Source organism: Comamonas sp. 14P8.1.4, from assembly GCF_057799285.1.
The window spans coordinates 676,835-688,910 of sequence record NZ_JBYOKN010000001.1 but is presented as its reverse complement, the minus strand read 5'-3'; the positions used below and the strand labels follow the sequence as shown (position 1 = coordinate 688,910).

The 12,076-nt window shown below is 61.0% G+C and carries 13 protein-coding genes; 6 read left to right on the top strand and 7 right to left on the bottom strand.

Annotation, left to right across the window (positions count from 1 at the left end):
• Positions 1-7 precede the first annotated feature (7 nt).
• Entirely contained in the window at positions 8-667 is a 660-nt protein-coding gene (locus AC27VO_RS03185) for a GntR family transcriptional regulator (RefSeq protein WP_488665251.1), read from the top strand.
• 54 nt (positions 668-721) lie between these two features.
• Here AC27VO_RS03185 and speG read toward each other — a convergent pair whose 3' ends face one another.
• Complete coding sequence (speG, locus tag AC27VO_RS03180; RefSeq protein WP_488665250.1) at positions 722-1,246, bottom strand: spermidine N1-acetyltransferase; 525 nt, start codon at positions 1,244-1,246, stop codon at positions 722-724.
• 293 nt (positions 1,247-1,539) lie between these two features.
• On the opposite strand from speG, the gene AC27VO_RS03175 reads away from it, so the two are divergent.
• Positions 1,540-2,211 (top strand): tRNA-uridine aminocarboxypropyltransferase, encoded by a 672-nt coding sequence (locus AC27VO_RS03175; RefSeq protein ID WP_488665249.1) that lies wholly within the window; start codon positions 1,540-1,542, stop codon positions 2,209-2,211.
• A 171-nt stretch (positions 2,212-2,382) separates the two neighbouring features.
• On the opposite strand, the gene AC27VO_RS03170 is transcribed toward AC27VO_RS03175, so the two are convergent.
• Positions 2,383-2,760 carry a hypothetical protein gene (locus AC27VO_RS03170; protein ID WP_488665248.1) on the bottom strand — a complete coding sequence of 126 codons (378 nt, stop codon included), beginning with the start codon at positions 2,758-2,760 and terminating at the stop codon, positions 2,383-2,385.
• Positions 2,750-3,670: a LysR family transcriptional regulator gene (locus tag AC27VO_RS03165; protein WP_488665247.1), complete on the bottom strand. Its 921-nt coding sequence runs from the start codon at positions 3,668-3,670 to the stop codon at positions 2,750-2,752. The genes AC27VO_RS03170 and AC27VO_RS03165 overlap by 11 nt, the downstream gene beginning before the upstream one ends.
• A 148-nt stretch (positions 3,671-3,818) precedes the next feature.
• Here AC27VO_RS03165 and lysA point away from each other — a divergent pair, with 148 nt between their 5' ends.
• The 3 genes from lysA to AC27VO_RS03150 all read left to right on the top strand — a co-directional run bounded on the left by lysA (position 3,819) and on the right by AC27VO_RS03150 (position 8,525).
• Positions 3,819-5,066: a diaminopimelate decarboxylase gene (gene lysA / locus AC27VO_RS03160; RefSeq protein WP_488665246.1), complete on the top strand. Its 1,248-nt coding sequence runs from the start codon at positions 3,819-3,821 to the stop codon at positions 5,064-5,066.
• 173 nt (positions 5,067-5,239) lie between these two features.
• Entirely contained in the window at positions 5,240-6,271 is a 1,032-nt protein-coding gene (locus tag AC27VO_RS03155; protein ID WP_488665245.1) for a helix-turn-helix domain-containing protein, read from the top strand.
• 193 nt (positions 6,272-6,464) lie between these two features.
• Complete coding sequence (locus AC27VO_RS03150) at positions 6,465-8,525, top strand: TonB-dependent receptor domain-containing protein (RefSeq protein ID WP_488665244.1); 2,061 nt, start codon at positions 6,465-6,467, stop codon at positions 8,523-8,525.
• A gap of 201 nt (positions 8,526-8,726) precedes the next feature.
• Here AC27VO_RS03150 and AC27VO_RS03145 read toward each other — a convergent pair whose 3' ends face one another.
• The 4 genes from AC27VO_RS03145 to AC27VO_RS03130 all read right to left on the bottom strand — a co-directional run bounded on the left by AC27VO_RS03145 (position 8,727) and on the right by AC27VO_RS03130 (position 11,187).
• Complete coding sequence (locus AC27VO_RS03145) at positions 8,727-9,743, bottom strand: NAD(P)H-dependent glycerol-3-phosphate dehydrogenase (RefSeq protein WP_488665243.1); 1,017 nt, start codon at positions 9,741-9,743, stop codon at positions 8,727-8,729.
• Between the two features lie 109 nt (positions 9,744-9,852).
• A complete protein-coding gene (gene secB, locus AC27VO_RS03140; RefSeq protein ID WP_488665242.1) occupies positions 9,853-10,308 on the bottom strand; it encodes a protein-export chaperone SecB in 456 nt (151 codons plus the stop codon).
• A gap of 114 nt (positions 10,309-10,422) precedes the next feature.
• Positions 10,423-10,680 (bottom strand): glutaredoxin 3, encoded by a 258-nt coding sequence (grxC, locus tag AC27VO_RS03135; protein ID WP_488665241.1) that lies wholly within the window; start codon positions 10,678-10,680, stop codon positions 10,423-10,425.
• 99 nt (positions 10,681-10,779) lie between these two features.
• Positions 10,780-11,187, bottom strand: a complete 408-nt coding sequence (locus AC27VO_RS03130; RefSeq protein WP_488665240.1) for a rhodanese-like domain-containing protein — start codon at positions 11,185-11,187, stop codon at positions 10,780-10,782.
• A gap of 141 nt (positions 11,188-11,328) precedes the next feature.
• On the opposite strand from AC27VO_RS03130, the gene gpmA reads away from it, so the two are divergent.
• On the top strand, positions 11,329-12,069 hold the full coding sequence (gene gpmA / locus AC27VO_RS03125) for a 2,3-diphosphoglycerate-dependent phosphoglycerate mutase (protein ID WP_488665239.1): 741 nt from the start codon (positions 11,329-11,331) through the stop codon (positions 12,067-12,069).
• The last annotated feature ends 7 nt before the right edge of the window (positions 12,070-12,076 follow it).

The following is a 12,076-nucleotide window of genomic DNA, read 5'->3' as shown; positions in this document are numbered from 1 at the left end:
ATGCAGAATGCAAATGACTGAGAGCGTAGAAGCGCTCGACTATACAAACCAAGCATTTGCCATTCTGCGCAACAAAATTACCGCAGGTGATTTCAAGCCCGGTGAAGTGTTGAAGGCGACGGTTCTCGCCCCCAAGCTGGGCGTGAGCCAGACCCCTATTCGCGAAGCACTGATCCGTCTGGCCGAAAAAGATTACGTAGAGAAAAACGGCTCGCGCTCCTACATCATCAAGCAGTTCAACAAGCTGCAGTACCTCCAGCTTTCTGAGATCCGCGCGGATCTAGAAGTCAGGATTGTCAGAACGATTCTGAGTGATGACCGCGAGCTGGATTTGCCTTCGCTGACGGCAATTTTCGAAAAGCAGCGCACAGCTATGGACACCGGCAACTATGGTCTGGGCCTCATCTTCAATCGCGACTTTCATGGCCACTATTTGCGCTGGTCAGGCATTCCCCAAGTGGCTGATTTTGTTGAAAATATTTGCGTGATTGCAGGCCCCATCCTGAGCAATCTGAAAGAGCATCGCGTCACCACTGTGATGGACAACCACTTTCACTCGCAATTCTTGAAAGCACTCGATGACCGCGACGTTGAAAGCGCCGTGGCCATTATCCGAAGCGACATTTTGGAGAATGCAACCCGCACCTGCGCCTTGATGCACGAATAGCACGGGTTAAATTTTCAGCACCCTGGCCTTCCCCGCAGCGCCTGTCATTCCGCCTTACAAGGGTGCTGAAGCCTTGAGGTACGGCGCCTGCAACATATACATGCGTAGCGCCGTGCGGTATGCGCCACTGGCAAAAAACTCGTCGACCAATTCACCTTCCGGCGTGAACCCCAGTTTGGTGTAGATGTGTATGGCCTTGTCATTGCTCTTGTCGACGTACAAATACACCTTGTACAAATTCAGCACCTTGAAGCCATACTCCAGCGCCATGCGCATGGCTTGAGAGGCCAAGCCGCGCCCTTGAAACTGCGGGTCGATGATGATTTGAATTTCCGCACGGCGGTGAATCAGGTTGATCTCCACCAGCTCCACCAAACCCAGCCGCTCTTGCCCATCCGTCACCACAAAACGTCTCTCGCTTTGATCGTGCACGTGCTGCTCATACAAGCTGCTGAGTTCATCGAAGGTCTCAAACGGCTCCTCGAACCAATAACGCATGACATTGGCGTTGTTGTTGAGCCTGTGCACAAATCGCAAGTCGTCACGCTCAAGGGGGCGCAGTTGCATCTCACTGTTCATAGGGACTCCTGACTTGGGTGGGGTATCGTGCAGAAATACGAACAGCCCAAGGCTGCCCGTTTTCCCGACGTATAACGACTCAAACCATACCTCTTGCGGGCCTGGCGCACCAAAAAACCGGGTTATTGCGGCATCGTTCTATCCATGGCGTGCGCCGCACCGCAACCGTCCTCCCCAAAAAAACGGCCTGCACCAAAAGACTGCGCACCTTCAAGCTCCAGCAAATTTCAAGCAAAATTAGCTGCTAACGCTTATTCCATCAGCGCTAACAGCTATCAAATAAAGTATTCATCGTGTCCAACCGCCCGCTCTGCCCCACCTGTCTGCGCCCCCTGCGCGCCTGCTGGTGTGCCTGCGTGCAGCCGGTACACAGCCGGGTGCAACTGCTGGTGCTGCAGCACCCACTGGAGGTGGGGCACGCTAAAAACACGGCGCGGCTGCTGCATGGCTGCATTCCTAGCAGCCGCCTGGAAGTGGGGGAAGTCTTTGATCCCCCTGCGCTGACCCACTGGCTGCAAGCGCCCTGGCCTGGCCAGGCTGCCGATGCCGTGGTGCACCCCGTGCTGCTGTATCCCCCAACCCCAGCAGACCCACAGCTGCCGGTGGTGCAGCCCCCCGCAATGCCACCGCAGTGGCTGAATGCCCCCGACAACCTGCGCCTGGTGCTGCTGGACGGTACCTGGCGCAAAAGCCGCAAGATGCTCTACCTGAACCCTGCCCTGCAACAGCTGCCGCGCCTGGCCCTGCACGAGGTGCCTCCCGGGCGCTACAGCATCCGCAAAGCGCAGGCAGCCGGCCAGCTCTCCAGCTTTGAAGCCGGGGCACTGGCGCTGGCCCAGCTCGAAGGCTGGCAGGACCAGCACCCGGCCTTGCAGCAGCTGATGCACAGTTTTGACGCAGCCATGGGCTTGCACCAGCAATTGCACGCACAAGGAAACGCCGGTACCGGCCCGGTGCAAGGCTAACGCCCCGCGTCCGCAGCGGCGGGCACTGTGAGTTTCTGAAAACGAGGGATCGTGAGCGTGAGCTGGAATTGCAGCAGCGCAGCCCGGCTGCATACCCATCACACAGATCAGCGCTGCAACGTTGCAATCAATAGGCAAGGCTGGTGCGCCAGCGTGCTGATGCAGCGCTCGTCAGCACTGGTACGCGCCAGTGGCCGTTCCCTGCAGGGGGTGGATCGACAGGCCATGGCAGCGCACATGCACCACACTGCCCTGGGCAAACTCCAGCTCCATGGTCACCACGCCTTGCAGCTCGCAAGGTACAGGCAGTTTCTGGATGCGTTGGCTGGCGTGCAGCACAAAACCCTGGCGCATGCGTCCGATGCAGGCAGCAGGTTCTGCCGTCTCCCAAGGCTCCACTTGCTCAGCCGTCAGCAGCAGCGGTGCCCAAACGGCATCGGCGCGCGGATCGCTGGCATCGCGCAGCTGTGCGGCTGAAAAGCGCAGCTGCAGACGGCCATCGGCCCAGGTGCATTGGGCGACTTCGGAATCGGCAAATTCAAAGTACATGCTGAGCCTCCTGTTCCAGCGCTTGCACCAGCCAATCGACTTCGGGCACGGCGGGGCGGTGCAATGGCAGCAGCATATGCACCTGGAAAGGAATCGAAAAGGCCAAAGGTCTGACCACCATGTCAGCGCCCGCGCAGGCCCGTGCGGTCAGCGGGTTCACGATGGCCACCCCCAGGCCGTGCTGCACCATGGCGCAGACGGCCACGGCGCTCAGCGTCTCCAGCAGCATCTTGCGCCGCACGCCCGCCTGGGCAAACACCGCATCCATCTGCACGCGGTAGGGGTCGTCGCGCGCCAGGCTGATGAATGCCTGGCCTTCAAAGTCTTGCGGACGAAGCACGGCCTGCGCTGCCAGCGGGTGCGTGGCAGGCAGCACCGCCACTTCATCCATGGCGGGCAGGGGCAGCACGCGCGTGCCCGGTGGCGGATCGGCCAGCTCGCTCAGGCCCAGGTCAAAACGCTGCGCCGCCATCCACTCCTGCAGCAGCGGTCCGTCCTGCGTGGCCACACTCACCGCAACTTCACCGTGGCTGCGCTGCAATCGTGCCAGCGCGCCAGGCAGCAGCGCATGGCTGAGTGCAGGCATGCACAGCACGCTCAGGCTGGCCTGGTGCGGCTGGCCCAGCGCCATGGCATGTTCCACCACGCGGTCCAGCCCCGTCCAGCTGCGCTCTACCTCTTCCCACAGGCGCAGCGCACGTGCATTGGGGCGCAAACGGCTTTGGCTGCGCTCAAACAGGTCGTAGCCTAGCAGTTGCTCCAGCCGCGCCAGCTCACGGCTGATGGTGGGCTGGGAGGTAAACAGCATCTGCGCCGCCCCCGTGGCACTGCCGGTGCGCATGAGCGCACGGAACACCTCGATATGGCGGTGGCCAATGCGTTGCGGGTGGGGCTGAATGTGGTCAGGCATGGGCAAAGCATATCCAATGTGAATAGACTTTTCAAAAACAAGCATTGGACTGGATGATTCAAATCACGCAAGATGCACTGAGTTATTAACCAAACAGGCTTTGAGCGCTTATTTCACTAGCGCTTGCAGCTATGGAAATCGAAACGCTATGTCTTGCTCCTTCTCGCCTGATCAACTGTGGAACCTGGCCGATAACTTTGGCACCCCGCTGTGGGTGTACGACGCCCAGGTGATCCGTGCACGCATTGCCCAGTTGCAGGCGTTTGACACGGTGCGCTTTGCACAAAAGGCCTGCTCCAACATCCACATCCTGAAGCTGATGCGCACGCAAGGTGTGAAGGTGGATGCGGTCTCGCGCGGTGAAATCCTGCGGGCCGTGGCCGCTGGCTATGTGGCGGGCAGCGAGCCTTCGGACATTGTGTTCACCGCCGATGTGATGGATGCCGCCACCCTGGCCACCGTGGTCGAGCACCAAGTGCCCGTGAATGCCGGCTCCATCGACATGCTGCACCAGCTGGGCCAGGCTTCGCCCGGCCACCATGTGTGGTTGCGCATCAACCCCGGCTTTGGTCACGGCCACAGCAACAAGACCAATACCGGCGGCGAGCACAGCAAGCACGGCATCTGGCACACCGAACTCAACGCCGCGCTGGACGCCATCGCCGCAGGCGGCCTGCACCTGGTCGGTTTGCACATGCACATTGGCTCGGGCGTGGATTACGCACACTTGCAAGAGGTGTGCGGCGCCATGGTGGCGCTGGTCAAGCGCACTAAGGACCATGGCCATGATCTGCAGGCCATCTCGGCCGGCGGCGGTCTGTCCATCCCCTACAAGGACGGCGACGCCACCATCGACACCGAGCACTACTTTGGCCTGTGGGACGAAGCGCGCAAGCAGGCCGAAGCCATCGTTGGCCACAAGCTGGCGCTGGAGCTGGAGCCTGGCCGCTTCCTGGTGGCCGAATCCGGCGTGCTGCTGGGTACCGTGCGCGCCACCAAGAACGCAGGCAACAACCACTTTGTGCTGGTAGACACCGGCTTTAACGAGCTGATGCGCCCCAGCATGTACGGCAGCTACCACGGCATGCACATCCAGCGCCGTGGCGTGGGCATCCTGCCTGCCGCACGCGACAGCGTGGTCGCAGGCCCGCTGTGCGAATCCGGCGACGTCTTCACCCAGGGCGACGGCGGCGTGGTGCTGCCCCGCACGCTGGGCGATGCGCAAGTGGGCGACCTACTGGTCATCCACGACACCGGCGCGTACGGTGCCAGCATGTCCAGCAACTACAACACCCGCCCGCTGGCCGCAGAAGTGCTGATCGATGGCGACCAAGTCCAGCTGATTCGCCGCCGCCAGACCGTGGAAGAGCTGCTGGCCCTGGAGCTGGGCCTGTAAGCCCAACGCGTGCAGCATGGCGCTGCACCCCGCACACAGGGAGCCCATGGCTCCCTTTTTTATTGCCGGGCAAGCTGCTGCGATCGCAGGGCATCGGGTGCCAAATCACAGCCATCAAAGATATAAACGATAATTATTCTCAAACAAACTCATCTTCTTCTGTCCGAGCAGACATGCAGCGCCCGCCCCATCGCACCACCCGCCAAGTTCGCCAGCAGCCCCGCTGGCTCGGCCTGGGTACGCTCAAAGCACCAGATTTTGTCGATCCACAATGCCAGTTCTCCAACGGCTGCGTGACGGAGCAAGACCCGCTGCTCGACGGACACATCAAAACCCGCCAGGTGCAAACCGACCTGTGGCTGCATGCCGTGGAAGGCTGCGATCTGCGCACCTTCACCAGCAGCGCACCTGCGCAGCAGGGGCTGCATATCGTGATCGTGCTGGAGGGCAGTGTCGATGTGGCATTTGGCAGCCAAGCACTGCAATTGCCGCCGGCGACACGTGCAGCACAAGCGGCCCCAACGCAGCAGGCGCCACAGGCGCAAGGTGCATGGGTGCATACCTCTCGCCCCGAAATGTTTGTGCGCAACTGGCGCACCGGCAAGTTCGAGCGCAAGCTGAGCTTGCGCGTGCACCCACGGCTGCTGCAGACGCTGGCACAGACCCCCGGCTATACCCATCTGCAGCAGGTGCAGGCACAGCACCTGGGCATCCACCTGTGGCAACCCTCTGCCCGTGCTGTGGTACTGGCCGAGCAAATCATTCACCTGCTCAGCCAAGACGGCGCAGCGCTGCTGCTGCAAAGCCGTACGCTGGAGTTTTTGCATGAAGCCATTCAGCAGCAGCCTGATGCCAACCCCAGTGAACGCCCAGCCCTGCATCTGCGCGAACACCTGCGCATGGCCAAGCTCAAAGCCATGCTGGATGCCCGACAAGACTGCGGTGCCCCGGTCTCTGCACTAGCGCGCGACATGGGGCTAAGCACCAGCGCGCTGCAGCGGCACTTTCGCCAAACCTACGGCAGCAGCATTGACGAATACCGGCGCACCCAGCGCCTGGAACATGCCCGCGCCCTGCTTGAACAAACCGGCTGCAATGTGCTGGAAGTGGCCCACGCCAGTGGCTACACCAGCGCCGCCAACTTTGCCACGGCGTTTAAACGCCACTTCGGCATCTCCCCCAAGCTGGTGCGCAGCAAGATCTAGTGGACACCCTGTCCGCCGCGCATCCAGTACGTTGCGCCGCCAGCAAATAAGAATGATTATTGATTGCATCGCAAATGTTTGCGCGTGTTACGCAAACCATGGCGCCAGAGGCAACTGCTCCAATCCTTGGCTGTATTGAGCGTTCACGGCCTGTCAGGCCTTGAATATGTTTGCTTCACCCTTGTGGATCGCCATGAAATTCTCTTGCCGCCATGCTGCCCTACCAGCGCCGCTGCACGCCCTTGCTGTTGCAAGCCTTGTGACCTGTGCCGCCGCTTCGGCCCAAACCCAGATGGAAACCGTGGTGGTGACCGCCAGCGGTGCCCAGCAAGCCATCAAAGAAGCGCCCGCCTCCATCAGCGTGCTGACCCAGGAAGACCTGAAAAAGGGCAACTACCAATCGGTAGCCGAAGCGGTCAAGCACGTCGAAGGCGTGTCGGTCGTGGGTGACAGCGCCAACACCTCTGACATCTCCATCCGTGGTTTGCCTGGCGACTACACGCTGATTCTGGTCGATGGCATGCGCCAAAACACCCGCGAGACCATGAACCGCGGCACAGGTGGCGTGCAATTGCACCAACTGCCCCCGCTGTCTGCGATTGAGCGCATTGAGGTGGTGCGTGGCCCGATGTCGTCGCTGTACGGCTCCGAGGCCATGGGCGGCGTCATCAACATCATCACCAAAAAAGTGCCCACCCAATGGGGCGGCAGCGTGGGCGCATCCACCACCTTGCAAAGCGACGATGACTTCGGCAACTCCCGCGAAGGCGAGTTCTGGCTGGCCGGCCCCATCCATGGCGACATGCTGGGCCTGCAGATTTCAGGCAAAGCGCGCAATCGCACCGAAGCCAGCCACTACTACCCCGAAATCCAGGGCGCCAACGGACAAGACCAGCATAGACTGGGCGCCAAGCTCACCCTGCGCCCCGACAGCCGCCAGGAAGTGGTGCTGGATGTCGGCACGGAGCGCTTGCAGACAGAGTCGACCCCCGGCCAGTCGATCGCACCAGGCCCGCGCGCCAGCTTCTCCCAGGTCACGCACACGCGCCAGAACTATGGGCTGACCCATACCGGCCGCTGGGACTTTGGCAACACCAAGGTGTCGCTGTACACCGAAGATGCCAAGCACAAGAGCCTCTCCGCACCCACGCGCGAGGTCACCAACACCACGCTGGATGCCAGCCTGACCATGCCGTTTGACAAGCACATCGTGCGCCTGGGCGGTCAAGCCATGCGCTCGCAGCTCCAAGGGCTGGTCAGTGAAACTGGCGGTGCACAGCCCGGCCACCCCACCAACCCCGACCAAATCTCTCTGAACAATTACGCCTTGTTCCTGGAAGATGACTGGCTGCTCACAGAGCAGCTGACGCTGACGGGTGGCATGCGCTTTGACAACGATGAACGCTCAGGCACCCACTTGTCACCACGTCTGTATGCGGTCTACCAGGCGACTGACGCGCTGACGCTGCGCGGCGGTGTGACCACGGGCTTCAAGGCCCCCACCATCCGCCAGAGCAGCGCGGCGTACTGCATGAGCAGCGGCGGCCCGACCAACCAGCCCGGCACACTGTGTGGCAACCCCGATTTGAAGCCGGAAACCAGCGTGACCCAGGAAGTGGGAATGAGCTACGAATGGGCGCCCTCGCACCTGCTCACGGCCACTCTCTACAACACCAACTTCCGCAACAAAGTGGTCAGCTTTGACACGGGCGTGCGTGACCCGCTGGACCCTACGGGCAGAAACAATATCTACATCTACGACAACGTCGACAAGGTCAACATCCGAGGCTTGGAACTGGGCGTGAAAATGCCGATTTCACGCACCGTGAGTCTGGATGCCAACTACACCTACATGCAATCCAAGCGCAAAGGTGGTTCGGAGACGGCCTACGATGGCAGCTCGCTGGACGGGGAGCCACTGGAGCGCAATCCCAAGCACATCCTCAACGCCAAGCTCGATTGGCAGGCCACTTCCAGCCTGCAGACGTATACCCGCCTGAACTTCACGGACGGTGCGCGCTACGCCGCTTATCGCAACTACGCCCGGGGCACCCGCAGCCGCGGCAGCGCGGTCACGATGGATCTGGGTGGCAACTACGCCCTCACCAAGCAGGTAGATCTGCGCTTTGCCGTGCTGAATGTCACCGACCGCAAGGTCGCCGTGGATGAACGCGGGCGCAACACCGGCCTGGATGGCAACTGGATCGTCGATGAAGGCCGCCGCCTGTGGCTGGGCGTGAACGCGCAGTTCTGAGGCTGCACGCCGCCATGCTGGGTTGCAGCAAGTAGCCCAGCAGCCACCGCTGCAGCATGCCAAAACGCAAAATGCAGAGCGCAGAATGCAAAAGGGAGCCTGATGCTCCTTTTTTCATAGCATGTAGCACCCGGTATACATAGGCCTTAGGTATTTTCACACCCTAAATCACCGCTGTATCAGCGCTTCCAGCTCTACTTTTTACACAGCTTCGCTTTTGGGATCGCGCGCCATCAAGCGCTGCACCGCATCTTGCGGGCTGATGCGGCCATCCAGCAAATCGACCACGGTGGCGGCAATCGGCATCTCCACGCCCACCGCCTGGGCGCGCTGCACCACGGTGCGGGCGCTGTACACGCCCTCGGCCACATGGCCCAGCGAATCCACAGCCTGGGCCAGCGTCAGCCCCTGGGCCAGCAGCAAGCCCACTTTGCGGTTGCGCGACAGATCGCCCGTCGCGGTCAGCATCAAATCGCCCAGACCACTCAGCCCCATGAAGGTATCGGGCTTGGCACCCAGCGCCACGCCAAGCCGCGTCATCTCGGCCAACCCACGGGTGAGCAAGGCCGCGCGGGCGTTCAGCCCCAGGTTCAGGCCATCGCACAGGCCTGCGGCAATCGCCATCACGTTTTTGACGGCACCGCCTACCTCCACACCCACGATGTCTTCGTTGGCATACAGGCGCAGCGGCCCTGTGTGGAACGCATCCAGCAAGGCTTTGCGTACGGCCGTGTGCTGGCTGGCAGCCACCAGCAGCGTGGGCTGGCCCTTGGCCACTTCCTGGGCAAAGCTGGGGCCACTGAGCGCACCGCTGATCAGCTGCGGCGCCACCTGGGCGCATACCTCGTGCGGCATCAGGCCCACGCCCGCCTGGCCAGCGGGCACCGCTTCAAAGCCTTTGCACAACCAGGCAATCGGCGCATGCACCTGGGCATCAGCCAGCGCCTGCAGCGTGCTGCGCAGAGCCGACATGGGGGTGGCAATGATGAGCAGATCCATGCCCTGCACGGCCTGCGCCAGCGGGGCCGCGCTGACGTGCAGCCCTGTAGGGAAGGCCATGTCCGGCAGATACCGGGGGTTGCTGCGGGCGGCCTGCATATCGGCCACCTGCTGCGCATTGCGCGCCCACAGCGTGACCTGGTGGCCCGCCGTGTGTCGCGCTGCAGCAATGGCCAAGGCCGTGCCCCAGGCACCGGCACCAATCACAATCAAATTCATAGCTTCTAGCGCTTGTATCCATTGGCCTTAAGGCCAAAAAGGCATAAAAAAAGGTTCCGCATGCGGAACCTCTTTTGTAGCATGCCCAGCGGCACGCGGCGGACAGTGCTTACTGCACAGTGCCTTCGGCTTGTGCAGCGGCAGCGGCGTTTTGCTGCTCGTACATGGCTTGGAAGTTGATTTCCGCCAAGTGCACAGGGGGGAAACCGGCACGGGTGACCAGGTCTGCCACGGAAGCGCGCAGGTAGGGGTAGACGATCTGGGGGCAAGCCACGCCAATCACGCCGCCCATCTGCTCTTCAGGGACATTGCGGATTTCGAAGATGCCAGCCTGCTTGGCTTCCACCAGGAACAGGGTCTTGTCTTCGATCTTGGTTTGCACAGTGGCAGTCACGGCCACTTCAAAAATGCCTTCGGCCACGGGTGTAGCTTCTACGCCCAGTTGGATGTCGACATTGGGTTGCTCTTGCTGCAGCAAGATGGCGGGGGAATTGGGTTGCTCCAGCGACAGGTCTTTCAGATAGACACGTTGAATCTGGAAGACGGGAGTAGCTTGTTCGGACATGGTGTCAGTCTTTCTTACGCAAGGCAGCGGTCATAAAAAGGCCCGCCGGCAGCTGCTGCGTGAGCGGGCACTTAAGCTGACCATTATGCAGGCTCACAGCCTACATTGAAAATATCAGGCGTTGAGCAAAGGCACCAGCTCGCCCTTGGCGTCCAGTGCAATCAGGTCATCGCAGCCACCCACGTGGGTGTCGCCCACAAAAATCTGGGGCACGGTGCGGCGGCCAGTGATCTCCATCATGTGCGCACGCGCAGCAGGGTCACTGTCGATACGGATTTCTTCAATCTGTTCCACTCCCTTGGATTTGAGCACTTGCTTGGCGCGCACGCAGTAAGGGCAGACGGCGGTGGTGTACATCTTCACGGCTTGCATGAGAGAAATCCTTTGCTTTCAAATAACCAGCGGCCACAAAAAAGGGGCCGCTGGTTGCAGACCCCTTGATGGTAGGACAGTTGGAAAAAACCAGCTGGCTTAGGCCTTAGTGACCGGCAAACCCGCGTCGCGCCAGGCCTTCATGCCACCGGCTAGGGCCTGGGCATTGTCAAAACCCAGCTTCTTGGCCTGCGCCTGGGCACGCACCGAGCGGGGGCCCTTCTCGCACACTAGCACCACGGGCAAGGCCTTGTTCTTGACCACTTGGGGCAGGCGCTCATCCAGCTGCGACAGCGGAATGTTCTTGGCGTTGGTGATGTGGCCCTTCACATATTCCTCAGGCTCACGCACATCCACGATGACCGCTTTTTCGCGGTTGATCTTGGCCACAGCGTCGTTGGGCTGCAATGAACCAGCACCTGCGCCCTTGAGCGTAGGCACAAGCAGCAGACCGCCGGAAACCACTGCCAGCAAAATCAAATACCAGTTTTCAACAATGAAAGTCACGTCAGTCCTTGGGTTGGCAAAGCCTGCGATTTTAGGGGTTCAGCGATCTCCCCAGACAACTCACCCTGTACAGCGCAAGCCTGCGCCCTAAAATAGCGGGCTACGCCCTTATCCATTTGTGTTTTTGCGCAGAAAGAAGCCATGTACAAGCTCGTACTGATCCGCCACGGTGAGTCCACCTGGAACCTCGAAAACCGTTTCACCGGCTGGACCGATGTAGACCTGACCCCTACCGGCGTCGCCCAGGCCAAGAAGGCTGGTCAATTGCTCAAGGCCGAAGGTTATGAGTTTGATGTGGCCTATACCTCGGTGCTGCAACGCGCCATCAACACCCTGTGGTATGCGCTGGACGAGATGAAGTGCACCTGGCTGCCCGTCAACAAAGACTGGCGCCTCAATGAGCGCCACTATGGCGGCCTGCAAGGTCTGAACAAGGCAGACATGGCCAAGCAGTACGGCGATGCCCAGGTGCTGCAATGGCGCCGCAGCTATGACGTGCCTCCACCAGCACTGGAAGCCACCGACGCGCGCAGCGAGCGCAGCGACCGCCGTTACGCCGATCTGAGCCCCGAGCAGATCCCACTGACCGAGTGCCTGAAAGACACCGTGGCCCGCGTGGTGCCATTCTGGACCGACACCCTGGCGCCCCAGGTCAAGGCTGGCAAGCGCGTGGTGATTGCGGCCCATGGCAACTCCATCCGCGCCCTGGTCAAGTATTTGGACAATATTGCGGACGACGCTATCGTTGGCGTCAACATCCCCAACGGTATTCCGCTGGTGTATGAGCTCGATGAAAACCTCAAGCCCATCCGCAGCTACTACCTGGGCGATGCCGAAGCTGCCGCCAAGGCCGCCGCCGTAGCCGCACAAGGCAAGGCTTGATTTTGTA